The sequence below is a fragment of the Streptomyces kunmingensis genome (genome assembly GCF_039533535.1).
Lineage (GTDB): Bacteria > Actinomycetota > Actinomycetes > Streptomycetales > Streptomycetaceae > Streptomyces > Streptomyces kunmingensis.
In genome coordinates this window covers 14843-39559 of the sequence record NZ_BAAATS010000073.1, presented here as the reverse complement: position 1 = coordinate 39559, position 24717 = coordinate 14843, and the positions used below count along the sequence as shown (strand labels likewise).

Here is a 24717-nt window from a genome sequence, read left to right as displayed (position 1 = left end):
GGCAAAACCCTGGCTCAAGCGGCCGACGAGCTGCAGTGCGCCGAATCCAAAATGAGCCGCATCGAAGCAGCACAGTCCGGCGTACGCCCCCTCGACCTGCGGGTTCTTCTCGATTTCTACCAAGTCGCCGACGAGGCCCTGCGGGCCCGCATCCAGGACCTGGCACGAAACGGCCGCGAGCGCGGCTGGTGGTCGCAGTACGAGGGCGGCGACCTCAGCCCGCACTACGCCGACTACATCGCGCTCGAGTGGGATGCCTCCGACCTCTACGTCGTCGAGACCTCCCTCATCCCCGGTCTCCTGCAGACACCCGCATACACCGAGGCCGTCATCCGCATACAAAGCCCCCACAAAGCCGACGACTTTGACTATGTCGCAGAGCAGGTGAAAGTACGCGGCCAGCGCCGCCAGGTCTTCGCCCGCAGCGTCCCGCTCCGGCTATGGGCGATCGTGGCCGAATCCGCACTGCGGCACCGCGTCGGCGGAACCGAGGTCATGCGAGAACAGCTCCAAGCGCTGCTCTCGCCGGCCAACGAAACCCACATCCAGATCCAGGTGCTGCCCACCACCGCACCGCTCAACAGCGCGCTCTACGGGCCCTTCGGCATCCTCGCCTTCCCCGAACCCGCGGAGACCGACGTCGTCTACGCCGACAGCCTCATGAGCACCGTGTACTACGAACAGCCCGACCAGGTGGAGTTCTTCACCACCCTCTTCCGCCGCCTCAACTCCGAAGCCCTCCCCGTTGAGGAATCCCTAGCGCGCATCCGCGCCGCACTACAAGAAATGGACAGCAAGTGAACCCGCAGCAACGGCACTTCGATGCGAACACAACCCGCTGGTTCAAGGCCACGCACTCCAGCGGCGACAACAACTGCCTGGAAACTGCGCGAGTCCCGCACCTCGTTCCGGTCAGAGACAGCAAAACCCCCGAGGGGCCCATACTCCTCTTCTCCACCGCCACCTGGGATCGCTTCATCACGGAACTCAAGTCCGGGGGCTGACTGCTCACCCGGCGGTTGAGGCCTCCCGCAACCACCGTGAGACAAGGCCCCAGGCCCCTCGCTAACCCAATCCGCATGGCAGGGACCGCGGCAGGACGAACGAGTATGCCCCGCCATCGCCGCGCCCCTCCTGGCCCCGACGTGCGGCTGCCCCCCCCGCGCAGTCCCGGCCCTGCTGCGCGGAGACCCGCTCAGCAACGTCGCCGGGCATAAGCCCACATCGAAGACACCGCCGCTCCGCGGCGCATGGAGTGCCCGGCCCACCGGGGCCACCGTCCCCACAGTTCGCGGCGCCCCCACACGTCGGCCAGGTATGCGTCGTCTACGTCCGCCCCGTCGGGCAGCTCACCGGTGCGCTTCACCCGACAGACGGCGCACCGTCATCCGCTCGACCGTGGCGTCGCCCTCAGCGCACTCGCCGCTTCACCGGCACGGTTTCCGAAGCCGCCAAGACCTCAGTAGGACAGCAAAAAAGACGGGCGGTGCGCCCGGGCAAGATCAGGACTTGTCCGGGACAGGACACTGAACAGTACGGACACCGGCGCACTGTCCGGGACAACGCGTGCCTGTTGTTCTGCATCCACCGAGACAACAAGCTCCTGGCGTCGCCCCAACACGGCGAGACCACCCCCATCGGGGGAGGCTTTCAAGCAGAAAAGGGACTCCAGAACATGTCTCGAACTCGCGAAATCCTGATGCCCTTGGCCATGGCAGTTGCGGCGGGGACCCTCGCTGCGGCCGGAACAGCCCCTGTGGCTGCCGCCCCGGCGTGGTCCGGAACGGAGAGCAGCAGCACCACGGCAGCCGCTTCTGCGGCTCCCGACTGCGACGTCATAGGCTCTCCCTTCGACTACGGCCCCATCGCTGAGGTGGCCGTCAATGCCGTCGCTCACACCGGCCCCTACGGGAAGTGCACCGCGTACGAGCCCACTGACACGTACGTGCAGGTGCACTGCCGCTACAACAACAGAGTCCCCAACCTCTGGTACTTCACAGACCAGGGCTGGATCTACTCCGGCTACTTCTCGCGAAGCTACTCCTCCGTTCCCTACTGCTCCATCCTCTGATGAGGTAGTTCGGCTCCGCGCCGATCGGCGGAGCTTTCGGTGCCACGTGACCGGGGGTGCCAGCGGCTCAGGCGTCGACCGGCGCCGGTTTCCCCGGTCATCTGGAGATGGAGCCTTCCGGGCGAGGCACCTGATGCATCGGGCTCACGGGACAAGACCGTCTCCCGTAATCGAGCCCGCACACAAAAGGACAGACCAGCAATAGACTTCGACATGCTCGCCATGTTGCACAAGGTCCGCACTGACGACGATGTCCGCGCTCCGGAGTGTCAGGGGAGAGCGGCGCCGATGGTGACACCGAGGAGAGCTCCGAGGAGCAGCGGGGGCCCGAAGGGCAGGGCCGTCGTGCCGGTGGCCTTGCGGCACGCGACCAGGATGGTGCCGTGGGCGGCGGCGATGACGTAGACGGCGAAGACACCGAGCAGCATCACGCGCCATCCGTACCAGCCAAGAGCTCCCCCGACCGTCAGTGCGAGTTTGACATCGCCGAAGCCCATCGCGCGCGGTGAAAGGAGGAATATCACCAGGAAGACGGCAGCCAGCCCGACGGAACCTGAGCAGGCGCCGAGCCACGAGCCCCGTGCTGCCGGCATCACGCTGGCCAGGCCCAGCAGCAGGAGCGTGACCGCCGCGAGTGGCAGTGTCAGCACGTCCGGCAGCCGATGAACTCGCGCGTCGACCAGCGCCAGCAGCAGAGCGGGCGGGGCCAGTACCAGCCAGGTGATGAGCTCCGGATGGCGGCCGGTGGCCTGTGCAAGAACGGCGCAGAGCACGGCTGTGCCAGCGGGTACGGTTGCCGCTGCAAGTGCACTGCTGTAGCCATGTGGCGCACCGGCCCGGCAGACCGGAGCAAGCCACCCGTACAGCCCTTCAGGAAGTAGATGCCCTTGCGGGCAGCTCGAGCGCCAGGGCGACCCAGCAGGCACTGTGAGCCGGCTGAAAGCGGCGAGGCTGCACCATCCGGCGCCCGCGCCCCACACTGCGGCCGCAGCCATCACTAACAGCCTCATCAGACTCTCCCTGGTCGAAGATCTGCCTCAGTGTGCCGCGCCTGTTGCTGCGCGGGCGGGGAGGGCGCATGGCCCGCACAGCTCGTCGGGGGCGCCGACGGGTCGTCCGCACAGGCCGTCCTGGCCCGGGCACTCCGGTTTGGGCACGCGCACGTTCATCCTCATCGTGGGCGCGGCCGGTTGACCGACCGGCTGCCGGAATCCGGTCCTGCTCTCGTGGGAGCAGTCGGCGGCCGCGGCGAGGAGCCTGAGCTGGCGCAGGCGGGCGGCGACCAGCGCGGCCAGGGAGTGTGTGCGCTTCTCGGGCGGCGGATAGGGGCGTCCCACGAGGGCTTCGCGGATGTGCTCGCGCGGGACGCCGCCGGCCAGGAGGCGGCCCACGAGGGGGGCCTGGTCGGCGAGGGTGGTGCCGGTCGCCAAAGCGGCATGCAGTTCCGGGTGGTGACGGGCGATCGACAGCAACGTCTGCCGGCCCCGGGCGACTGTCGTCGCGTCCGTCCGTCCCGTGCCGTCCTGCGCGTCAGGCGCGGAGGGAGGGAAGGGGTTGGTGTTCTGCTTGTTGGTCTTCTTGAAGTTGTTCTTCTTATGGGGCTGATTTCCCAGCGCTGGGTCATCCAGCGCTGGAAAACCGGACTGTGGTTGCGACCTGCGGCTTTGCCCGTCACCGTCCCCCAGCTGGTTTCCCGGCTCTGGTTCTGGCCTGCGCGCACGCCCGCTATCTGCCGGGGCGGGTGGCGCGGGCTGTTGGGGGATGTCCGAACTGGCCCAGGCACCGGCGGTGGTGATCTCCAGGCCGTCGGGCATATCGGTGAGGAAGAACAGCGTCTGGCCCATCCGGCCCCGCTTGTCCCGGGCCCGCTCACGCCGCAGATAGGCATGCCTCTCCAGCTCCCGCAGCGCCGTCGTCAGCGCCGCCTTGCCCTCCGGGCCGGCCCTGAGCAGCATCGCGAGCGAGATCCCATATCCGTCGCGGTGACTGAGCAACTCGACCAGGAGCCCGCGAGCCCGCCGCGACAGACGCCCATCGCGCACCGCCCTGTTGAACACGGTGGTGTAGTGCGCGCCGAGCACATCGCTCGCCATCGGGCCGCGTCGGATCAGCCCGCCGAACCCCTCCGTTGCTCCGCTCACGTGCTCACTCCGTCCGTCCGGGATCCGCAGCCGCTCCGCGAACGGGGCCTGCGCATCTGTGGTCCATGCCGGAGTTGACCCGCCCGGGCGCACCGGTGTGCGTACCGGATCCGGGGGCCTGCGATCACATTTCGGTTGCAGTCCGTCACCGACCGGCCGGTGCGCCGACCGGTACGCGTTCTGCCGGTCGGTCAGGACGCGTACCGGTCACCGTGCACCCGTAACGACTGCGCACCCGCTCTTCGCCCACTGCGCCACCCGCGGCAACAGGCTCTGCGGCCGGTGCGAAATCCGGGAGATGCGGTCGCTGCGCAGCGCCGGCCGGGGGCCCCGTGGAGCACGATCACGGATGGCGCAGCAGCGTGAACCGGGCCGTTGCGCGGCGGCACGAGTGCTCTGCCGCGGCAGGTGCGCACTCTGCCCGCTGGTACGCCTTCGATTTTCCACCACGAGCCGGCCGGGCGAGCTCACGCTGTCTCGCTGTTCCTCCCCCGGCGTCGCGGTACCGGCCTTCGACGCGGAGGTCCCGACGCCCGGTACGCGTTTCGCGGGGGCGGAAAACGCGTACCGAAACGCGTACCAGTGGAAGGACAAACCAGGTCACAAAGGCGCCGACACAGCGGACACCCGCCAGGCGGCGGGTAGTTGCCGCAAACACTGGTACGCGTTGGGACGAGCTGCTCGATCCGACCGGTACGCGTTTTTGCGGAGGCGCCCAAAACGCGTACCGGTGCTCAGCCGGTGGCCAGTACGCGTAGTGCCCAGCATCGGTGCGCGGCTCTGTCGCTGGGCACTACGCGGATGGCCTCCGGGCTGCCGAGCTCCACGCGCAACCTGCCTAGAGCGGACGGCACAGTCGTCGGGCGAGTGCGCCCTGCGGTTTGCGGTCACTGCGCACGGGCTGGCTGACGGTTGCGCAGTAGCCGTCCCGCCCCCGTGCCACGCTGCACCGAACTCCGTGGGCTGGCGCTCATACGCTGCGCAGCTTCCGGAATACGGTGACCCCCGGTGAGGCTCGTGAGTTCAGGGGAACTGAAGGTTCTTCGTTGGGAACCCGAAGGTCTGGTGCCCTGATTCTCGGGTGCGGCCCCTTGGGCTGGTTGTGAACCCGCGCGGGGTGTGTCGTCCGGAATCATTCTCACGCTTCGTCGCGGTGCATGAGGTGACCATCGGTCAGCCGCCAATAGTGCTGGTGGTCAGTCAATTGCCAGGTCTCGTCGGCAGTGATCGCCTGTGTGATCCAGTCGTGAAGTTGCGGGAGGGCCTGCGCTCGCAGAACAGCGCGGGTGGCTGCACGTTCAGTGGCGTCGACGGGGTGGACATCTATGCGGAAGCCGACCAGGTCCGGGTGGATGCCGCGGCCGTAGTTGCGGGGGTCCGGGGCGGTCCATGCTGCCCCCAGGACTATGGTCCCGCTGTCATGCCCGGTGAGGAATGCCAGGTCCGTGACTCGGGTCATGTAGGGGCCGAGGCACTCGTTGATGTCGGTAGTGGTCAGTGGCCAGGCACGGTGCCGGGGCAGTCTTCGATTTCGTGCGGACATGGCAAGCAGAATGACAGAAGGTCATTGTCGACTCTCGGGCATTTGTTGGGCGGCCTGCTCCAGCAACGCCCGTGCGGAGTCCGCGTAGCGCATCGCGGTCTTCTCGTCGAGCCCGAAGACCTCGGCAAGGTGGAGCGGGTCAGGGCCCCTGACCATGGCCTCTTCGAGCTGCCGGTCGACGCGGAGTCTCTCCAGGGTCGCTTCCTGTCCCCGCGTCGGAGCGCTGATCCAGTGATTGCTGGCCCGGCTCGTTGTGTTGGCGGTCTGGTTGTTGATCAGCAGGTGGAGGTTCGCGGTGGTCGGCCACCGGCGACGCCGGTGCTCCAGCCAGTCCAGCAGCAGCTGCAAGGTGAGTTCGTCGAGCGTGCGGGCGCGTTTGGCGATGGTCAGCCGGCGGTTGCCGAGGTCGGCGTCGTCGAGCATAAGGTTGGCGACCCGGGCGGCGTGGCCCGCTGCGAGGGCGAGGATGCGCCGGGTCGCCGGAGTGGTGGCCGCCGCGACGGAGCCGTCGACTTGCTCGGGGACGAGCGGTTGCAGCACGGCGTACTCGTATACCTCGACCTTGATCCGGCTGGTGGGGTTGCGGAAGATCAGCCCGTTTCGTTTGGCCCAGCTGAACAGCGAACGCAGAGCCACGAGTTGATCATGCCTTTGGTGGCCATGCGCGTCATCGCCGACCCGGCGGGCGGAACCGTCCGTGTTCTTCCGCTCGCTCGGGAACAGCGGGGCGCCGGGCCGGGTGTGATCGGCGTCGAACTGGCCCCACACGTCCTCGAAGAACCACCGAAGCGTCCGATCGGCGCCGTTGATCAGCGGGACCATTCGCTCGCGCGGACCCGAGCCGCGAGCGCCCTTGCCGTGACGGACGTGGAGCTTGCCGAACCGGCCCAGATCCCAATTGATGTCGTCCAGCTCGAGGCCGCATGCCTCGCTCACCCGGAGGCCGACCTGGGACATCAGCTTCGAGGCGGTGTAGTTTCGGGCGGTGGGGCGAACTTCCGGCAGGTCGCCAGCTCGCCGCCCCAGCCCGTGAACAGCGTCCCGATCTCCGGCTCGCTCGGTGGGATCCGCAGCTGGGCATCCTTGGCTCCGCGCGGCCGGTTCATCTCGTCGATCGGGCACTCGACCACCCGGCCGATCATCCGGTGGAGTTCGACTTTGTGCCGCAGCTCCAGGAACATGAAGTACGTGCTCAGCGCCTGTGACCGGCCCAGCCGAGTGCCACTGGGCGAATGCCGCAGCACCTTCCGAAGTACACGTCCGCGTCGGCGGGCTCCATGTCCCACAGTGGCCGGCCGAACCAGGACCTGAGCTGATCCAGATGACCGACGTCCCCGCGGATGGTGCCGTCCGCCAGCCCTGCCGAGGCCCCCGCCAGAACGAACCCTGACAGCAAGTCGGTCTCAAACCACTCCAGTTCCTCCGCCGACGCGGGCGCCCAGTGCTCACGCAGGTCCCGTACGACCGCCAGCGCCGTCAACCCGAACCTCCTCGCCTTCAGCCCGTCTGTGGATCGGCCGGACGAAGTGAGAACACTTCAAGAATCCCGAAGTTACGTCACAACGCCGCGGAGCACTCGAAGGAGGAAGAACCCCTGGCCACGGGTCAGGAACTCAGCGAGACCCGGGGAAACCCGCGGGATGTCGCACAAGAGGAGCTGCGGGTTTCGGCGTGCGTGTGCACAACGGGGCTACACCTCATTGAAGCCACGCGACGCGTCATAGATGTCGGCCTCGATGACGACCACGAAGAAGCTCGTCACGACGTAGTGGACCATGACGCAGTCTTCCCAGGCCGCGCGCGTCACAGCGTCGTTCGTGTAGGCAAGATAGCTGTCGGCGCCTTCGGGATCAGCCGTGATCCTTTCGACGAGCCGCAAGAATGTCTTTCGGTCTTCGGCCGGCATGTAGTCACGGAACCGCGCCACCTGCTCGGTGAAGTGCACACGTCTCTTCATCGTGGCCGGATTCTATGGACCTGGGCGAAGGATCGTGCCCGGGATGTTCGGCCGGGTCTGTCGCCCTGCGGCTACCTGAGGCTGCGGTCTGCTCCCGGAGAGGAGCCCAGCTTGTCTGGCCGCTAATGCTGCAGTTGCGACACGTCGCAACAGACGGAATGTCCCGAGCCTGGCGCCGATGGGAACCGTCCTTGAGTCCACCGACACCTGTTCCGTCAGCGGCCGGTACGCGTTCTTCGGGCGCTGTGGAAGGCGTACCGGTGGGCATAAGCGCAGGCCACCGACCTGACAGTGCATGTACGGACCCGCAGTTCCGACGTCGGCTCGGCAGCGGACCGGTACGCGTTTGAGCGGGCCGTCGAAAACGCGTACCGGTCCGCGTACCGGTCTCATCGTGATCAACCCGCAATCTTCACCCCCCAGAAGCGGTACGCCGACCGGTACGCCCTGCTGGGTTGGCTCATGGCATCACCTCGTTTCCTTCGCTACTGGAGAACGCTGATGCCAACACCCCCTGTCAAGACGCCGCCGACCGCGGCCGGCCTCGACTTGCAGCGCACGCGCCGCGCCGTCCGCCTCGGGCGGGCCGGTGTGTGGGCTTGTCTCCTGGCCGGCCCCGCCGCCCTGGCCTTGGCCCTCAGCCAGCCGACTGCCGCCGTCGTCACCCGGAGCGCTCCGACATCGGTGCGCCCCTCCGCTGCGGCGGCACCAGCCGATCCTTCTGGCTACGTCGTCGAGTTCGTCGATGCCTGGCTCAAGGCCGACGCTGACACTCCGGACAGCGCCCATGCGGTGCGGGCCCAGCAACTCGCCCCGGATGTGGCCCTGCCCGAACAGGCCGACGGCGCGAAGGCGCCGCAGAAGGTGATCGCGGTACGCAGTGTGCACCGCACGGGCGAGGCGTGGTCGGTCACCGTTGCCGCCCAATACGCGGACGACGTCCGCTACTTCGCCGTCCCGGTCGCTGCATCGCGGTCCGGCGACGCGGTCACGGTCACCGGGACCCCGGCGCTTGTGGCCGCGCCCCCTATGGCGAAGACGCCGCCCTCCGCCTACACGGTGGAGGTGCCGAAGGGCCCGCTGAGCGAAGCGTTGGGCGGCTTCCTGACGGCCTATCTCTCCAGCAGCGGTGCGGTCGACCGCTACCTCGCGCCGAAGACATCGCTCACGGCCATCGTGCCGCCGGCCGCCACACAGGTCGACGTGCAGGTGGTCAGTGCCCGCGAGGAGGCCGCGGCCGCCGAGCAGGTCCCGGCCGACGGCACCCGCGTCCGCGTCCAGGCAAGCGCCCTCGCCTACACGCCGTCCGGGACCTGGCCGCTGTCTTACGAGCTCACCCTCGCCGCGCGCGGCGGGCGCTGGGAGATCGCCGCACTCACCTCGGGCGGCGGTGAGGCGAAGTGAACACCCTCCACCAGGTGGTCCTCGCGGGTGAGCTCGATGATCTCGGCAACGGGTGGATCGACATGTTCCGGGGCTGGGCCAACAACGGCCTCAAGGTGGCCCTGGTCGCCATCGTCCTGTACGTCCTCATCACCCGGTTCAGCCTGAAGGCCGGCGTCGGGGCGCTGCTGCTGATGGTGCTCGCCCTCGGGATCTACAACGCCCGCGAGGACTTGGCCGACAAGGTCGAGGACGAGGTCAAGAATCCCGCGCGGGGCGCCGCCCAGCCCCATGTGCCCCACCACTCGGCCGAACTGGCGCCCGGCATCCGCGTGTACGGCCTCACCGGGGGTGCGGCGTGAGTACCGCGGATGCCACGGTGCGCAGCGCCCGCTTCTACACGACGGCGCGGCGTCTGCCCTGGGTGATCGGGAAGTTCGCCGACTTCAGGATCCCGTTCGGGCCGTTCAACGCGGTGCAGATCGCCGTCATGTCGGTGGGTGGTCTGGTGCTGGTGAAGACCGCCTCTGTGTGGTGGTCGCTCACGGGCCCCGCCCCCATCGTCGTCTGGATCGTCGCGATCTTCGTGTGCCGTCGCCACAAGGTCGCCGGGCGCACCCCGGTGGGTGCCGCGCTCGGCACAGTCGCCCGTCTCCTGCAGCCCGCGGGCGGCCGCACCGCGGGCCGCGCCGCCCGGGACCGCCGCCACCAGCCGCTCACCGGCACCTTCACTCTGCAAGCCCTTCCCGCGGTCCACCCCGGCCCACTCCCCGAGTCGGCTCCGGCGCCGACTCCCACTCGGCCACGGCACGCCGCCCACCGGCTATCCCGGGGGCGGAGCGTGCCCGCACCCGCTGCCTCATCCGCCGCCGTGCGGCGGCCCCTGTCGCCCGTACAGGCCGCACTCCTTACAGCGAAGGGACAGAACTGATGCGCGTTCCGATCCGTCACATCGCGGGCCATCTGCTGTGGTCCACCGAGGGGCACGCCTGGGCTCTGTACCGGCTGCATCCCGGCGCCGACGAGCCCGGCCACAGCACGGAGGCAGTCACTGGCGCCTATCTGCCGGCCGCTGTCCGTGAGGAGCAGCTGCAGCGCATCACCCAGCTGATCCGCTCGCTGTCCGGTGAGCCGCGCCTGTTCGGCGTGTGCGCCCAGAGCGATGCGTCCGAGACCGCGTGGCGGATGCTCGAAGGCCTCCACAACGACGAGGACGACCTGCGCGCCGAGGCCCGGCCGTGGGTCGAGCACGTCGAGGCCGCACTCGACCTGCTGGAGGGGCAGGAGATGCACCGCCGCACCCTGTGGCTGGCCGTGCCGTTGTCGACGGACAGCAAGAGGGGGCGCGGCCTGGTCGCGCGCGGCCTGGGCACCGGCGCCTTCGGGGAGCTGTCGGACACGCTCGGACTCGTGCCCTCCCCGGTCAGCGACACCGACCTTGCGCGGGCGCGGGAGAAGGCCGCGCAGATCGAGGCGCAGATGGCCGGCGCGATCCCGTTCCGTGCGGCCCGCCCGGCGGAGATCGTATGGCTGGTCCAGCACGCCCTGCACCGCGGCACCAGTGAACCGCTGCTGTCCGAGGCCGCCTCGAGCGCCTTGTATGCGGGGCGCGTTCGCCAGGGGCTGCTGGTGTCTCCCAGTTACGCCGACCTCGGCCAGGTCCGCATCGAAGAAGGCGGCTTCCCGCGCACCGGCCAGCGTCAGTCGCAGGGCCGGGGGTGGCGGGCCCTGCTCGCACACGGCCTGGGGGCGGGCTCGAAGGTGACGGGGCGGCAGTGGTGGAAGGAGACGCTGTCGCCGCTCCAGCGCCGCTGGCTGCAGGTGGAGACCCCGGACGGCACCGGCTACCAGGCGCACCTGGTGCTGGCCGAGGCCCCGCCCGCGGTGTCCCTGCAGGCGGCGGATCTGTTCGCGCAGCTGGAAGTCCTGGACTTCCCCGTGGATTTCACGGTGAGCCTGTCCCTGATCGAAGCGGGTGAGGCGCGGCGCAAGATCCAGCGCAAGCGCACCGAACTGGTGGACCAGGTCGACCAGTACGACGCCCGTCCCACCGGTCTGCCGTCCGACATCCCGGAGGCCGCCCGGGACCTGGGCGAGATGGACGCCCGGCTGGCCCGCACCTCCGCCGAGGTGGAGGTCCAGTCGGTCACGGTGCTGACCGTGTGGGCGCCCACGTCCGAGCTGTGTGATGCGCGGGCCCGGGCGCTGGAGAAGCTGCTCGCCGGCGCCGACTACCGGATGCTGCGCCCCGTCGGCCTGCAGAGCGACCTGTTCGCGCTCGGTCTGCCCGGCAGCGTCCGCCCGCTGTCGGTACGCGAGTTCACCCAGCACCAGGTGGCCGAGGACTGGGCGATGTCCGGCGCCTTCACGCGCAGCGAGGCCGGCGACCCGAACGGGATCCTGCTGGGCTTCGACCTGGACAGCGGCACCGCCCGGCCGGTGATGGTCAACGTCGCGGACGCCCCGAAGCAGGACGCGTCCGCCTCGCTCGCGGTCGTCGGCGATCTCGGCGGCGGCAAGAGCGTGCTGCAAAAGTGCGTGCAGAGCGCGGTCGTGGACCGCGGCGCCCGGGCGATCTGCATCGACCGCACCCCGGTGCGGGAGTGGGCGCGCTTCGCCCGCGGCTCCGCGCCCGGCCGCTGCCAGATCATCGACGCCGCCCAGGCCGAACTCTCCATCGACCCGCTGCGCCTGTTCCCCGGCCCCGAGGGCCGCCGGTACGCGCTCAACTATCTGACCCTGCAGCTCGGCATCGGTGCCATGAGCATCGAGGGCGAGGTCCTGCATCACGCCGTGGAACAGGCCGCCGACCTGCCCGACGCCTCGATGGCCACGGTGGTGGAAACCCTGGGCGACACGGCCCGGTCCGGCACGGGCAGGCGCACGGACGCGGCCGCATCGGTGGCCGGCCTGCTGCACCTGATCACCAGCAATCCGCTGGCCCGGATGGTCTTCGACCCCACCTTGCCGGTCGCCCGGCTGCACGGATCGAGCACCGCGGACCTGATCGTCATCACGACGGCCGGGCTCACCCTGCCGCCCAAGGCCGCGTTCGAGAAGCCGGAGATTTTGCATCAGCAGCCGCTGGAGGCGCTGATCGGGCGGGCGGTGCTGTATCTGATCGCGGCAATGGCCCGGCAGGCCGCGTTCGCGGATCCGTCCCGGTTCTGTGCGGTGGTCACCGACGAGCTGTACTGGCTGACCAGTTCCGCCGAAGGCACCGCACTGGTCCACGAGATCCTGCACGACGGCCGCAAGCACTACGCCGGGCTGTTCGCCGGATCCCACGACGAAACAGAACTGGGCCCCGACCGCGGCCTGTTCGCCTACAAAGCACTGGCCCGCACCGCCGACCGGGGCCGCGCCCGGCGCGGCCTGAACTTCATCGGCCTGGACGGACGCGACGAGGACCTGGTGCGCCTGGTGACCACCAACCTCTCCCCCGTCGGCATCAAAGAACGCGCGGGCGAAATTCTCCTGACCGGCCCCCGTCAGAACACCGGACGCATCAAGGTCCACATCCCCACCGTGCAGCGCATCGCGGACCATATCCGCACCACGCCCACCGACACGCAGCAGGGCACGAAGGACGTGACCGTATGACGACCCTCCGGTGGGAGCGCCGCCGTCAGGCCGCCGCCTACGTCCTCCTCGGCACGGTCGCCGCCGCGCTGATCGCCGCGCTGGTTTTCGTCAGCGCCGCTCCGGGGCTGCCGTCGGCCTGGTGGCCCCAGGCCGGGGGCGCGTTCGCCGCCTCACCCGACGTCTCCGCGTTTGATGCCGGCCCGATGCTTCCCGGGCCGGGTGCAGCCCGCGGGCAGACGCCGTCCGCCGGCCCGGTCCGCGCGAAGGATGTGTGTGATGCGGTTGTCGGGCCCGCGCACGTCTACTGCCTGGGCGCCCCGGCGCCCGATGCCGCCCCCAGCCGCCCGCCGACGCTGGCCGATTCATGGCCGCTCGGGGTACTCGCCGTCGGGATCACCGTCCTGTACGTCCTCAGGCGCCGTCGGCGGGGGCTGTGATGTGGCGCCCGGACCGCGGCACGCTGCGGGCCGCCGGCTTCACCGCCGTGCTGGTGACCGTGTTCCTCACGGTGAACACGTCGGTTGCCTACGGCGCCGACACCACCGGCGGGGATGGGCTGTTGTCGCCACTGGAGCTGGACACCTCCGAAGGTGCCTCGCTGAAGGGCTACGAGCTCGGCGCGCAGTCCGGCTCCGTGTTCTCGCTGGCCTCCAACACGCAGACGATGGTGCTCAGCGCTCTGTTCACCGTGGTCCGGGTCCTGGTCGGTCTGGCGTGCTGGGCCATCGAAGTCGCCTACCGATTCCCGCTGCTGAAGCTGCTGACCGCGCCGGCGCAGCATTTGTCCGAGGTCTACACGGACACGGTCGTCGACGTCCTCGGGCTGAAGGCGCTGCTGCTGTCGTGGGCGTTTGTGTTCGGCCTGGTCCTGCTGGTGCGCGGCAAGCACGCCAAGGGTCTCGGCGAGATCGCCCTCACGCTGGTGATCGGCGCGTTGGCCGCCTCGGTGTTCGTCACGCCGAACTTTGTGCTCGGCAAGGAGGGGCCGATCCTGCAGACGCAGTCCGCGGCCGGTGAGATCGCGCAGAAGACCGTCGACGCCCACGCCTGGGGCAGCAAGATTTCGCATGCAAATCCGTGCGACAGCGTGGCCGGTCCGGCCAAGAGCGCCTGCCAGGACACGCAACAGGCCGGTGCGTCGGGGGCGAGGAAGGTGGCGCGGCCGATCCAGGACGCGGTCACCAACGCGCTGGTGGTCAAGCCCTACATGCTGCTGCAGTACGGACGCATCCTCGACCCGGGCAAGGCCTCCGACCACAGGGCCTACCAGGTGCACCTGAAGTGGGTGTCCGGCGGCTACGGCGAGAGCGCCCAGAAAAAGACCAAGGCCGAGGACGAGGACGACCCCTGCCGCCTGATCAAGGGCGAGGGCCGCAAGTGGTGCGAGCGCGAACCCGGCGACAAAGGGCCCGACACGCTCCCCGAGCTCACCCCCGGCGGCCAGCTCCTCGACGAGGTCGCCCCGGTGCTGTCCAGGGACGACCAGCACTTCGCGGCGTTCCTCGAGGACTTGAAGGCCGCCGGACCGGTGGGCAAGGGCTGCGCCGCCTACGCGGAACAGCCCTCCTGGTGGCGGGTCGCGGCGGTCGTGATGGTGTTCATCGCCGCGCTGCTGATCTGCGCCCTGCTGCTCTCCGCGTCGGTCGTGCTGCTGGGTATCTCCGCCGTGTGTGCCAGCGCCGCCGCGGCGGGCGGGGTGACGTTCGTGTGGGGCATGCTGCCCGGGCCGAGCCGGTCGGTGGTGTGGAAGTGGCTGGGCCTGTTCGGCGTCTCGATGGCCGCCCTCCTCGCCATCGCCACATTCATCCCCGCCGTCGGCATCACCATCGACGTCATCCTGACCGACGGCCCGGACCTGATGGCCGAACGCCTGCTGCTGATCGACGTCCTGGCGCTGGTCGCCCTGGCCTTCCACCGCCGGCTCCTCGACCTGATCGTTTCGTTCGGACAGCGGCTGACCCTGCGCATGCGGTACGCGAAGATCGGCGGCAGCCACCTGGCCGGCGACTCGCAGCTCGGTGCCGCCCTCGCCATGAGCCTGGGCCAGGGCGCCGGCAGTCTGCTCCCCGGCGGATCGCTGCGCGGCCGCGGCGCCACCGGCCTCGGACTGGGCACGAGCAGCCTGCTGCACGGTGTGATGGCCGGCCTCACCGACGGGACCGGGACGCCCGGCAACCCGGCCCGGCTGCTGGCCGACGCAAACGCCGAAGCCTCCCGCGGCCTCGCCCCGCTCGGCCTGGCGGTGGCCGGAACCCGCCTCGCCGCAGGCGGCGCATGGGCGGCCCTGGTCGGCAGACACCCGGGCGATGACACACTCGCCGCGCTCCGCAGACCCACCGCGGACGCCCCCACCACCCATCCGGCAGGACACGCGGCCAACGGCGCCGGGGCCCCGCATCCGCCGTCAGGACGCCTGCCCGCCGGCGGCCCGCAGGACCGGCACCGCACCGAGGACGGGCGGATCATCGACCCGGACACGGGCGAGGTGCTGCACGACCAGAACTGCGACCGCCCCCTGCTGTCCACCCGCGCCCACAACCAGCTGGTGCGGCTGCGCGGCTACCGCATCGCCCACCAGGGCGGCCGGCTGCTGTACGGGGCGACGATCGGCCTGCCCGCCACCGCCCGCACCTCCAGGGCGGGTGCATCGACGGCGACCCAGGACACCCGCCAGCAGCTGCGGGTATGGGGCAACACCCTGCGCCAGGACGGCCAGGGCTGGGCCAGCATGTTCCAGCAGCCTGGTCACCGCCCCGCCGCCGGTAACCGCCGCCTGGCCGCTCCCTGCGTCACGCCGCCTGCCCCCGCGTTCACACCGGGCCCTCCCGGCCCGGCCGCACCTCCCCGCGGCGACTGGCCCGCTCCCACCGTGCGGCCCGGACACCGCCCCAGGCCGGCTCAGTCGTGGGCGGACCTGACGGCCGCATCCGGGCCTGCGGCCCCGGGTCCGAGGCCCCGGCCTGCAGCCTCGCCCGCACCTCTCCCTGCCACGCCCGGCCCGGCACCCGAGGGCAGCACGCGGCGCATGCCGCGGCCACCGTCCCGCACCCCGCGGCCGTCCGGCGGGCTCGGCTCGTCCGACACCTCCCGTCAGCGCGCGCAGGACATGTTCCGCCGCATCCAGGACACCAACCGGCGCAACCCGCGCCCGGACACCGGCGGCGACAACGGAAACGGCGGCGGCCCGGCATGAACGGCACGACGCGGGTCCGGCCCGCGCGACGCACCCTCAAGTGGGCACTGATCACCGGCATGCTGCTCGCCCTGACGGTGTGCTGCCTGGCACCCCTGTCCGGCGCCGCCGCAAAGCTGGCAGCACTCCAGCAGAGCCAGGCCGACACCGGACTGGCGAAGGCGGGCAGCAGCGCGGACATTCCGCCGCGCATGCTCCAGGCCTACAAAAATGCCGTCCAGCACACCGGATCCGCCGCGCCGAAGTGCCGCGGCATGCGCTGGCCGATCCTCGCCGCAATCGCGAAGGTCGAGTCCAACCACGCCGTGGGCCGCACCATCTCCTCAGGCGGGGACATCCGGCCGCACATCTACGGCGTCCTGCTCAACGGCTCCGGCCAGGGCGGCAACACCACCACGGTCACGGACACCGACGGCGGCAAGTGGGACGGCCAGAACAACGGGGAACGCGCCATCGGTCCCTTCCAGTTCCTGCCCGCCACCTGGGAATCGACCGGCCAGGACGGCAACGACGATGGCGCGAAGGATCCGCACAACGCCGACGACGCCGCCCTCGCCGCCGCCGCCTACCTGTGCGGACACGGCCGCAACCTCGCCAAGAGCACCCAGCTCCGGGCGGCGATCCTCCAGTACAACCACAGCACCGCATACGTCGCGAACGTCACCACGTGGATCAGCCAGTACACGGCCGCCGCCCGGGCCGGCCGCAGCGCAAGCCTGAACGGTGTCACCGGTAAAGCCCGCACGGTCCTCAAGGCAGCACTCTCCCAGCAGGGGGTGCCCTACGCGTGGGGCGGTGGCAACGAGCGCGGCCCGTCGCGCGGCGGCTGCTGCTCACCCAACGGGGTGTCCGGGGCGTCCACCCGCGGATTCGACTGCTCGGGACTGACCATGTTCGCCTTCGCCCACGCCGGTATCCACCTGCCGCGCACCGCCGCCGCTCAGGCCGGCCGCGGCCACCGCATCCCCGCCTCGGCCGGACAAGACGCACTACAACCGGGCGACTTGGTGTTCTTCGGCTACGCCCCCGGCCGCGATTCCACGATCTATCACGTCGGGATCTACCTGGGAGGCGGACAGATGGTCAACGCCGCCCGCCCCGGCACCGCCGTACGCCTCGACCCCATCGACGCCATGCCCGGCTACGCGGGAGGAGCCCGCCTCGTATGAAGACCATCATCTCCACCCCCACCCCCACCCCCACCTCTGCCCCTGCCCCCGCTCCCGCCCTTGCGCGGGTGGGCGGACCCTGGCTCCTGTTGCTGCTCGCCGTCGTTCTGGGGGTAAACGGCTGGCTGCTGGTGGCCCCCGCGGCGACGGCTCCCTCCGCACCGTCGCGCCGCATGCCGGTACCTGCTCCGCCAGCCGCACCAGCGACAAGCCGCCCCGCCGAAGCCCCCGATCATCCCGCCGCCCGACCATCCGGCAGCCTCTCCAAGTCCGCCACCGTGTCGGCTACCACGCCCGGCCCGACGGGCGAACTGCCGCCGCACGGCGAGGGCGTGGCCGGTGACCGGGCTATCCAGCAGCTGCTGGAGCGCTCCTGGCCCCCGGACCTCCCCGCAGGTCAGGCCGTGGCCCTGACCGCCGCCGGCCGGAAGGTTCTGCTCGCCGACGTGACCGGCCTGGGCCGCGCCGTGTTTCCCGCCGCCTTCCCGCCCAACGAGCGTCCGGCCACGGTGGCGCCGGCCTTCACCCGCATCCGCATCCAGGCAGCGATCGCCCGCAAGGACAGCGAGCCGGGCCAGGCGGTGGTGCACCTGGTGTGGGCCGCGGCCGACCGCGGCGGGACCTACACCGACGGCCGCCTCAGTGACATCGCCTTCCGCCACGACCCAGGAGACGGCACATGGACTCCCCTGCACCCCACCACGCCATGAGCTCGCTGGCCCTGCCGGGCATCGCCGACGCCTGCTTCGCCCTCGGCCACGCGGTGTGGTGGCTGACCGTGCACTGGTACGTGCCGCTCGCCCTGGCCCTGACCGGCTGGGCGCTGTGGGAAGTGATCACGCGCCGGGCGGCCGCCCGGGCCTCGCGGCAGCGGTGTGTGCTGCGCCTGACGCCCGCACCGTACTTCGACCCGGACGAGGAGCGTGTGCTGCGACAGGGCCTGAAGCTGTTGCAGGCCGCCAACGCGCTGCCGTGGTGGGCGCCCAAGCGCAGCCGCACGGTCCGCATCCGGATGCGCTCGGACGAGAACCATCCCCTCTCCTACCGGCTCGAGGGACCGGCCGGCGCGGAGAAATTTCTGCGCACCAGCGGCTTCGGACACGCCGTGACCATCTGCGGTCCGGATCCGGATGCCCGGGTGCCGGTCGACGCGCGGGAGTTCGAGGTGCGCGGCGAGATGGTGCTGCGCGGCAACCCCGCCGCCTATCTGCGCGAGGTCCCGCTCCAGCCGGATCCCCTGCAGCCGATCGTCGACGCCATCAGCGCACTGAAGACACAGCTCGGCGACCTGGTCGAGGTCTGCGTCGACCTGCAGCCCGCTCCCCGACTGCCGCTGCGGCTGCAGCGCCTGCAGATGATCCAGCGTGCCCGCGGCGTGGAACAGCGCGAGACCGCAGCCGCGTCCCGCTGGATGCGCCGGGACGTCGCCGCGGCCGCCGACTCGCTTCGCACGCTCGCCCAGGGCCGCCAGCAGCAGGCCGCGCCGCTCGTGGTACCCCAGGTGCGGCGCATCGACCGGGACAAAGCACTGGGCAAACTCGCCGACGACACGGCACTGGCCCGCGTCCAGATCCTCATCCGCTGCGCCTCCGACCGGGAAGGCCGGGCGCGAGCACTGCTCTCCCAAGTACAGGGCGGCTTCCAGGTGTTCGCCCACGAGGCCCGCCTGGCACCGCGCGGCCTGCGGCTACTGGCCTGGTGGTGGGGGCCCGACCACTGGCCGTTCACGACCTCGTGGCAACGGCGGTGGGACCGAGGCCAGTGCCGCCCGCCCCGCGCGAACCTGGCCCGCCTGACCGAACTCGCCGGGCTCCTCAAGCCGCCCACCCGGCACTGCACGCTGCCGCTGCTGCCCGCACAGCTCCCCACCTTCGAGCACGGCAACCCCGCACTGCTGCTGCAAGGCGCAGTCGTCGAAGCGGACGGGACACGCCGCCTGGTCGCCACCTTCGAGGAGGAAACCCTCTTCGAAACCGGCGTCGGCAAGGCTGGCGGCGGAAAGACCGAGCGCGCTCTGGCCCAGGCAATCGCCCACGCCCACGCCGGCGGCGGACTCCTATACATGGATCCGCACCGCGACTCCTGGGACCGCGCCGCCCCCTACCTCGCCCACCCGATGCTCATCCCCCGCATCCAACTCATCGACCTCACCCCGGGCAGCGACGTCAGTCCGGTCGGAGCATGGAACCTGCTCGACATGAGCCACGGACGCCCCCGTCACGACGTGGCCGCCTCCGTCATCGACGGGCTGGCCGCCGGAATGCACTGGGACGACGCCAGCACCCCCCGCGGCCTGACCATCCTCACCGCCTGCGTGCAAGCCCTGACCGCACTCAACCAACAACTGTGCCGGGACGGCCGATCCGAACTGCAGGCGACCGTCTTCCACATCCGGGCGCTGCTGACCGACCACCATTTCCGCGCCAAGGTGCTGGCCGCTGTTCACGACACTCTCGTCGAGGAGGTCGCGAGCTGGTGGAGCACCGTCTTTCCCACTCTGTCGCCCGACGCCTTCGGCATCATCCTCAACCCCCTGGCCCGCCTGGCCGACAACCCCGTCTACCTCGCCTTCCTCGGCCAACCCGTCAGCCATTTCGATCTGCGCACCGCCATGGACACCCGCCGGGTTGTGTGGATCTGCACCGCAGGGAACGGCCCCACCGACCGGCTGCTGTCCTCGCTGATCGCCCACGAACTGCTGCGCGCCGGCCGCTCGCGCCGCAACGTAGCTCCCGCCGACCGCGTGGCCTTCCGCGCCTACCTCGACGAGCTGATCACCATCGCCGGGACCGCACCCGAGTCACTGGCTGCCATGTTCGAAGACCTCCGCAAATTCCGGGTCCGTATCCACGGCATGACCCAGGCCCTTGGGCGGCTCCCGCAGCCCGTTCGCGACGGCCTCCTGCAGAACTCCTCCTCCCTGGCCACCACCACCGGCATCCGCAAGGTCATCTCCGTACTCACCGACGAATGGGGCAACACCCCCAGCCCCGAGCAGGTCATCGCCCTGCCCCGCTACCAGCACTACGCCTCCTTCACCATCCACGGCCAACGCGTAGGCCCCCTACGGCTGCACGGCCCGCACCTCGACGACGACTTCGCCCACCTCCAGCGCGCCGCCGCCATCCCGGCCCTGGTGACCAGAGCCCACCAGGCCGCCGGAAGCCGCCCCCTGCACGAGCAGGCCACCCGCGCCAGCACCCAGCTCGCCCGGCTCCGCGCCGCGCTCCCCGAGCCCACCCCCCTCAACCTCACCAAAGGCAGCTACCGCTCATGACCCGCACACCCCACACCCACACCCACTTCGTGCCCCACACCAACGAAGACCTCGCCAACCAGATCCTCGGCATGATCGCCCAACACCGTATGGTCACCGTGCAACAACTGCACACCGTGCTGCTGCCCGGCCGACGCCGCGAAAACCTCTCCCGCGCCCTGACCAAACTGCGCCACGCCCAACTCGCCGACTACACCGTGCTGCCCGCCTCCAGCGGCACCCGCGCCTGGTACCTCACCGAATTCGGCGCGGAGACCACCCGGCACCTCCCACAGATGCAGGACCGGCCGCCCTACCCGATCACCTCCACCAGCGCCGCATCCCTGCGCACACCCCACACACTGACCGTCGTGCGCGCCCACGCCGCCTTCGCCGCAACCGCCCGCACCCGCGGCGACGAACACGGGCCCTGGGACTGGACCCCCGAGGTCGCCCACAACCTGGGCGACGGCGAACGCGTCATCGCCGACGCACTGATGTACTACACGCACCACACCCCGACCGGACAGCGCACCAAATACCGGGCATTCGTCGAGGTCGACCGCGCCACCATGAGCAGCGAGCGCCTGGCCTCCAAGCTGATCGACTACGCCCGCTTCTACATCCACGAACCCCAGGCGGTCGGAGCCCAACGGCGTTCCCGGCAGGCGGCGCTGGGCGGCCCAGCGTGGCTGCGCTGGTACCCGGCCTTCCCCCGCATCCTGTTCATCCTCACCGGCGCCGGCCCCACCGCACTGGCGAACCGCATCGACGACCTGAAAGCCATGGTCTCCGAGCACCCCACCGTCGCGGCGCTCGCCCGCACCGTCCCCATCGGCGCGGCCGTCCTCGAGGACATCGAGACGCTTGGGGTCGACGCGCCGGTATGGCACTGCCTGCGCGGCCACGACGGCGCCCGCCCATGGACCGATTTGTAGGCACACCCCCGCGGGGCCGCGCCGAACCCCCGGCTCCACCGGTCGGGCGGCACGGCGCCCGACAACCGGCCGAGCGGCCGCATCCACCTGCAGCTTTCACGCGACTTGGGGCACCGGACAACTCGTCAACTTCCGTGCCGATACCGAAGGGTGGAACTCCAACTCGGCACATTGTCGCGGATGCACCCCAGTTCTTTGCACGGCGCGTCAAGTCGGCCGCAGAGGCACTGAGTACATCGGTTCGGTCACGCACGCCCGAGGGGGACGATGCGTAGTCTTCCGACTACAGATCCGAATCACCGCAGCTCGCAGGGGACGGTTTCTCCTCCACCACACCAGACCGCGCATCTTCGGAGCCAAGGCCGCCTCACACCGTACGGGGAGACCTCATGACACGAGCAGCACACCACCAGGCATCTGCCGGGATTCACAGGCGAAAAGACGCACGCTACATCGGTATCACCCTGGCGGCCGCCGCACTCAGCGCAGCCGCCCTCACCGCCTGCTCCGGAGCTGCCCCGAAGATCCCGGACGCGCCGCTCGACCCTGCGCAGCCCAGCACGTCGAGTCAGCCCGGTTCCACGCCCAGCCCCAGCGATTCCGACCCGGACGCGGCCCTGAAGAAGGTCGTGCTCGACACCTATGAGCGCATGTGGGACGAGCAGGTCAAGGCCTACGCCAAGGGCAGCATCAAGGGCACCGAACTGCGTAGCTACGCCGCCGGCTACGCCCTAGCCGAGGCGGAGACCACGATGGACACCTTTCAGGAGAAAGGCGTGGTGACGAAGGGCGCGCCCACGCACGACGCCGTCGTCACGGGGCTGAAGCCGGACGAGAAGGTGCCGTGGGCCAGCCTGACCGACTGCCTCGATACGGCCAACTGGAAGTACGTGTACGAGAAGACCGGCAAGCCCGTCGAGATGCCAAAGGACCAGGTCCTGAAGTACGTGACGAAGGTGCAAGCAGAGAAGTGGGGGAACTCGTGGAAGATCGTCGAGGTGCAGGCGTCCGCAACCTCCTGCTGACCGGCTTCGTGAGCGCAGCCGTCCTCCTCCCTGCACCAACAACAATGGCCGACACTCCCATGAACGCCCGTTGCAGCGATCTCTCACCGTTTATTAGTTGCAAGGCGACCGGCGACAGGCACAGCAGCGGCAACTCCGGCATGAGGGGCACGCCGCACATGGCCGGGAGCAAGAAGAGCAGCGGCAAGGCGCCCAAGTGCACTCTAAAGAAGCTGAACCCTCAGCCGCCGCCCGGAAGCCTCCAATGGAAGGGCGAAGGCAAGGTCGTCTACAACCAAGTCTGCCTGGACGGGCCCACCTCGGCGCTGTCGGGTCCGGTAGCCGTGAATGCCGTTCCCGCCGTGGATCCCACCTTGGTGGCTGCGCAAGCCGTCAACAAGATGAAACTGACCGGCCCGAAGGTGGCAAGTCCCCGCGCGAATGCCAAGTACGTGGTGGGTGTGCCGATGTGGATGTGGGTCACGCCGTCCGCCTCGACGTTCGGGCCCAACTCGGCGCGTGCTTCGGCGGGCGGAGTGACCGTGACGGCCAGGGCCAAGGTGTCGAGGATCGTATGGCACATGGGCGACGGCGAGACTGTGACCTGCAACGGGCCGGGCACGCCGTTCAAGAACACGCGCAAGGGCATCGAGTCACCGGACTGCGGCCACGTTTACCAGCAGCCCTCCACTCAGGAGCCCGGCAGGAAGTACCACCTGACAGCGACCGCGTACTGGGCCGTGACGTGGCAGGCCAGCACCGGTGAAGCGGGTCAGATTCCTACCACCCGTGTCACCGACGTGTCGTTCACCGTCGGCGAGCTTCAGTCCGTGGGCGGCTGACCGCGCCCCGCAGCCTTGCACAGATAAGAGGTAGAAGAACGTGAGCAGGACGGAAGTGCCGCCGCAGACCGGCCGCGTGCAGGCACCGCTGGCCGCCCCGCCGACAGCGGGGGCGCAGGCGAGATGGCAGGCGCGCAGGCGCCGGCCGGGCATGCTGGCGCTCGCGGTCGCGTGCATCGCGGCGTGCGCGGTGGGCAACTGGTGGTACTGGACCGAGAACGGCCAGCGTCAGCCGATCATCGGAGTCGCGCACGAGGTCCCGGCCGGCAGCGTCATCAAGGACTCCGATCTACGCGAAGCCTCCGTCGCGGTGGATCCGTCGATGAAGGTGATCGGCATTCAGCAGCGCGACCAGGTGGCGGGCATGCGGGCCGTAGCCACCCTGCAGGCCGGATCGCTGCTGCACCCTAAAGAAGTCACCCGCAAGGCCCTTGTGACGGCCGACGAGCAGCTCGTCGGAATCGCGCTGGAACCGGGCCAACTGCCGGACTCGGCACTGCGCCCGGGCGACCAGGTGCAGGCCGTGTTCACCAGCGACGATCCCGGCGCCGAGGCCGCGGAAGGAATGCCTCCGTCTATCCAGGCGCGCGTCGTGCGGGTCGGTGCGGCACGGGAGTCGACCGGTGAGCGGGTCGTTGACGTCGCGGTGCCGAAGGCGCAGGGCCCCCAGCTGGCGGCGCAGGCCGCCGCCGGCGATGTGGCGCTGACGGTCAGCGGGGCGAGTAGCTGATGGCGGTTCTCGCGCTGGCCGGCCTGCCGGGTGCCCCTGGGGCCACCACGGCTGCCCTGGCCCTGCAGCGGGTGTGGCCGGTGGAGGGGGACCGGCGTGTCCTACTCGCCGAGTGCGATCCCGACGGAGGCGCGGTGCTGGCCGGGGCCCTGGAGGGGCGGCTGGGCGCGGACGTCGGGCTGCGCAATCTCGCGGTGTCGCTACGGGGAGATCAGACGCTGCAGGGCGCCTTCTGGCGGCAGTTGGTGCGGCTGTCGGACGACGGCGGGCACGACGACGGGCGGCATGTGCTGCTGCCGGGCCTTCCCAGTCCGAATGCGGCGGCAGCCCTGGCCCCGGAGTGGGCCCAACTCGCCGAACTGTTCGTCGCCATCGACCGGATGCCGCAGCACGCGCACGACGTCATCATCGATCTCGGCCGCAACGGCGCCTACGGTCCCACCCGTCTGCTGGCCCAGCGCGCGGACCTGGTGCTGCTCGTGGTGCGCGGCACCCTGCGGGCGCTGAGCGCGGCCCAGAGCCGTATCGGCATGCTGCACCAGGTGCTGGAAGCCGACCAGAACCGTCCCTCGCCCGCCCTGGGAGTGCTGCTGATCACTGAGGGCTCCTATGGGAGGCGTGAGGTGGAGCAGCAGTTGAAGATGCCGGTGGTGGCCACGTTGCCCTATCGGCCCGCGGAGGCGGCGGTTCTGTCGGATGGTGCGCCGGGCCGCAAGTTCGCGAAGTCGCCGCTGCTCAAGGCAGCCAAGGATGCGGTCACCCCGATCCGTCAGCAGGTGGCCGGTCGGCGCCGCTTGTTGTATTCGCCAGTGCAGCAGCGGCTCGAGGAGGTGCGCCGTGCGCGCTGAGCCGGTGTACAACGGTCCTCCCCCGCCCCGTCGCCAGCCACAAGCGGCCCAGCACCG

24 protein-coding genes are annotated in these 24717 nt (G+C 70.1%); 17 read left to right on the top strand and 7 right to left on the bottom strand.

Features of this window, described 5'->3' with window-relative positions; genetic code table 11:
- The 3 genes from ABD366_RS43130 to ABD366_RS43120 form a co-directional block, all read left to right on the top strand.
- Nucleotides 1-801: helix-turn-helix domain-containing protein (locus ABD366_RS43130; protein WP_344443638.1), on the top strand; the 801-nt coding region annotated here is incomplete at its 5' end.
- Complete coding sequence (locus tag ABD366_RS43125; protein ID WP_324768497.1) at nt 798-1004, top strand: DUF397 domain-containing protein; 207 nt, start codon at nt 798-800, stop codon at nt 1002-1004. The genes ABD366_RS43130 and ABD366_RS43125, both read left to right, overlap by 4 nt.
- Before the next feature lie 869 nt (nt 1005-1873).
- A complete protein-coding gene (locus ABD366_RS43120; protein WP_324768496.1) occupies nt 1874-2071 on the top strand; it encodes a hypothetical protein in 198 nt (65 codons plus the stop codon).
- 269 nt (nt 2072-2340) lie between these two features.
- On the opposite strand, the gene ABD366_RS43115 is transcribed toward ABD366_RS43120, so the two are convergent.
- The 7 genes from ABD366_RS43115 to ABD366_RS43085 form a co-directional block, all read right to left on the bottom strand.
- Nucleotides 2341-2844 (bottom strand): A24 family peptidase, encoded by a 504-nt coding sequence (locus tag ABD366_RS43115; protein ID WP_324768495.1) that lies wholly within the window; start codon nt 2842-2844, stop codon nt 2341-2343.
- 264 nt (nt 2845-3108) lie between these two features.
- Entirely contained in the window at nt 3109-4212 is a 1104-nt protein-coding gene (locus ABD366_RS43110) for a hypothetical protein (protein WP_324768494.1), read from the bottom strand.
- A gap of 1138 nt (nt 4213-5350) precedes the next feature.
- The gene (locus tag ABD366_RS43105) at nt 5351-5755 is read right to left on the bottom strand and encodes a hypothetical protein (RefSeq protein ID WP_324768493.1); all 405 of its coding nucleotides are present in this window, start codon (nt 5753-5755) and stop codon (nt 5351-5353) included.
- A gap of 21 nt (nt 5756-5776) precedes the next feature.
- Nucleotides 5777-6691: a hypothetical protein gene (locus tag ABD366_RS43100; protein ID WP_324768492.1), complete on the bottom strand. Its 915-nt coding sequence runs from the start codon at nt 6689-6691 to the stop codon at nt 5777-5779.
- Between the two features lie 20 nt (nt 6692-6711).
- Entirely contained in the window at nt 6712-6936 is a 225-nt protein-coding gene (locus ABD366_RS43095; protein ID WP_324768491.1) for a hypothetical protein, read from the bottom strand.
- An 11-nt stretch (nt 6937-6947) separates the two neighbouring features.
- Nucleotides 6948-7235, bottom strand: coding sequence for a hypothetical protein (locus ABD366_RS43090; protein ID WP_324768489.1), 288 nt, complete (start codon nt 7233-7235; stop codon nt 6948-6950).
- 210 nt (nt 7236-7445) lie between these two features.
- Nucleotides 7446-7700 carry a hypothetical protein gene (locus ABD366_RS43085; protein ID WP_324768488.1) on the bottom strand — a complete coding sequence of 85 codons (255 nt, stop codon included), beginning with the start codon at nt 7698-7700 and terminating at the stop codon, nt 7446-7448.
- A gap of 513 nt (nt 7701-8213) precedes the next feature.
- Between ABD366_RS43085 and ABD366_RS43080 the strand changes: the two genes are divergently transcribed.
- From ABD366_RS43080 to ABD366_RS43015, 14 genes are all read left to right on the top strand, one after another.
- On the top strand, nt 8214-9116 hold the full coding sequence (locus tag ABD366_RS43080) for a conjugal transfer protein (RefSeq protein WP_324768487.1): 903 nt from the start codon (nt 8214-8216) through the stop codon (nt 9114-9116).
- The gene (locus ABD366_RS43075; protein ID WP_324768486.1) at nt 9113-9457 is read left to right on the top strand and encodes a hypothetical protein; all 345 of its coding nucleotides are present in this window, start codon (nt 9113-9115) and stop codon (nt 9455-9457) included. The genes ABD366_RS43080 and ABD366_RS43075 overlap by 4 nt, the downstream gene beginning before the upstream one ends.
- A complete protein-coding gene (locus tag ABD366_RS43070) occupies nt 9454-10026 on the top strand; it encodes a hypothetical protein (protein WP_344443633.1) in 573 nt (190 codons plus the stop codon). The genes ABD366_RS43075 and ABD366_RS43070 overlap by 4 nt, the downstream gene beginning before the upstream one ends.
- Nucleotides 10026-12698 (top strand): ATP-binding protein, encoded by a 2673-nt coding sequence (locus ABD366_RS43065; RefSeq protein ID WP_324766145.1) that lies wholly within the window; start codon nt 10026-10028, stop codon nt 12696-12698. The genes ABD366_RS43070 and ABD366_RS43065 overlap by 1 nt, the downstream gene beginning before the upstream one ends.
- Nucleotides 12695-13117: a hypothetical protein gene (locus tag ABD366_RS43060; protein ID WP_324766146.1), complete on the top strand. Its 423-nt coding sequence runs from the start codon at nt 12695-12697 to the stop codon at nt 13115-13117. Before ABD366_RS43065 ends, ABD366_RS43060 begins: the two co-directional genes overlap by 4 nt.
- Complete coding sequence (locus ABD366_RS43055; protein WP_324766147.1) at nt 13117-15873, top strand: hypothetical protein; 2757 nt, start codon at nt 13117-13119, stop codon at nt 15871-15873. Before ABD366_RS43060 ends, ABD366_RS43055 begins: the two co-directional genes overlap by 1 nt.
- Nucleotides 15870-17042, top strand: a complete 1173-nt coding sequence (locus ABD366_RS43050) for a C40 family peptidase (RefSeq protein ID WP_324766148.1) — start codon at nt 15870-15872, stop codon at nt 17040-17042. Before ABD366_RS43055 ends, ABD366_RS43050 begins: the two co-directional genes overlap by 4 nt.
- The gene (locus tag ABD366_RS43045) at nt 17039-17752 is read left to right on the top strand and encodes a hypothetical protein (protein ID WP_324766149.1); all 714 of its coding nucleotides are present in this window, start codon (nt 17039-17041) and stop codon (nt 17750-17752) included. Before ABD366_RS43050 ends, ABD366_RS43045 begins: the two co-directional genes overlap by 4 nt.
- Nucleotides 17722-20319 carry a type IV secretory system conjugative DNA transfer family protein gene (locus ABD366_RS43040; protein ID WP_324766150.1) on the top strand — a complete coding sequence of 866 codons (2598 nt, stop codon included), beginning with the start codon at nt 17722-17724 and terminating at the stop codon, nt 20317-20319. Before ABD366_RS43045 ends, ABD366_RS43040 begins: the two co-directional genes overlap by 31 nt.
- Nucleotides 20316-21236: a replication-relaxation family protein gene (locus tag ABD366_RS43035; protein WP_324766151.1), complete on the top strand. Its 921-nt coding sequence runs from the start codon at nt 20316-20318 to the stop codon at nt 21234-21236. Before ABD366_RS43040 ends, ABD366_RS43035 begins: the two co-directional genes overlap by 4 nt.
- A gap of 389 nt (nt 21237-21625) precedes the next feature.
- On the top strand, nt 21626-22261 hold the full coding sequence (locus ABD366_RS43030; protein ID WP_324766152.1) for a hypothetical protein: 636 nt from the start codon (nt 21626-21628) through the stop codon (nt 22259-22261).
- Nucleotides 22207-23082: an ATP/GTP-binding protein gene (locus ABD366_RS43025; protein WP_324766153.1), complete on the top strand. Its 876-nt coding sequence runs from the start codon at nt 22207-22209 to the stop codon at nt 23080-23082. Before ABD366_RS43030 ends, ABD366_RS43025 begins: the two co-directional genes overlap by 55 nt.
- Nucleotides 23083-23122: 40 nt before the next feature.
- A complete protein-coding gene (locus ABD366_RS43020) occupies nt 23123-23812 on the top strand; it encodes a hypothetical protein (RefSeq protein WP_324766154.1) in 690 nt (229 codons plus the stop codon).
- Nucleotides 23812-24660: a CpaE/TadZ family protein gene (locus tag ABD366_RS43015; RefSeq protein ID WP_324766155.1), complete on the top strand. Its 849-nt coding sequence runs from the start codon at nt 23812-23814 to the stop codon at nt 24658-24660. The genes ABD366_RS43020 and ABD366_RS43015 overlap by 1 nt, the downstream gene beginning before the upstream one ends.
- Nucleotides 24661-24717: the final 57 nt, after the last annotated feature.

Bases quoted from the DNA above. Each gene is read 5' to 3' on its own strand.
- ABD366_RS43105 (WP_324768493.1), bottom strand. From the start codon at position 5,755: ATGTCCGCACGAAATCGAAGACTGCCCCGGCACCGTGCCTGGCCACTG.
- ABD366_RS43095 (WP_324768491.1), bottom strand. From the start codon at position 6,936: ATGTTCCTGGAGCTGCGGCACAAAGTCGAACTCCACCGGATGATCGGC.
- ABD366_RS43080 (WP_324768487.1), top strand. From the start codon at position 8,214: ATGCCAACACCCCCTGTCAAGACGCCGCCGACCGCGGCCGGCCTCGAC.
- ABD366_RS43065 (WP_324766145.1), top strand. From the start codon at position 10,026: ATGCGCGTTCCGATCCGTCACATCGCGGGCCATCTGCTGTGGTCCACC.
- ABD366_RS43060 (WP_324766146.1), top strand. From the start codon at position 12,695: ATGACGACCCTCCGGTGGGAGCGCCGCCGTCAGGCCGCCGCCTACGTC.
- ABD366_RS43055 (WP_324766147.1), top strand. From the start codon at position 13,117: ATGTGGCGCCCGGACCGCGGCACGCTGCGGGCCGCCGGCTTCACCGCC.
- ABD366_RS43050 (WP_324766148.1), top strand. From the start codon at position 15,870: ATGAACGGCACGACGCGGGTCCGGCCCGCGCGACGCACCCTCAAGTGG.
- ABD366_RS43045 (WP_324766149.1), top strand. From the start codon at position 17,039: ATGAAGACCATCATCTCCACCCCCACCCCCACCCCCACCTCTGCCCCT.
- ABD366_RS43040 (WP_324766150.1), top strand. From the start codon at position 17,722: ATGGACTCCCCTGCACCCCACCACGCCATGAGCTCGCTGGCCCTGCCG.
- ABD366_RS43035 (WP_324766151.1), top strand. From the start codon at position 20,316: ATGACCCGCACACCCCACACCCACACCCACTTCGTGCCCCACACCAAC.
- ABD366_RS43030 (WP_324766152.1), top strand. From the start codon at position 21,626: ATGACACGAGCAGCACACCACCAGGCATCTGCCGGGATTCACAGGCGA.
- ABD366_RS43015 (WP_324766155.1), top strand. From the start codon at position 23,812: ATGGCGGTTCTCGCGCTGGCCGGCCTGCCGGGTGCCCCTGGGGCCACC.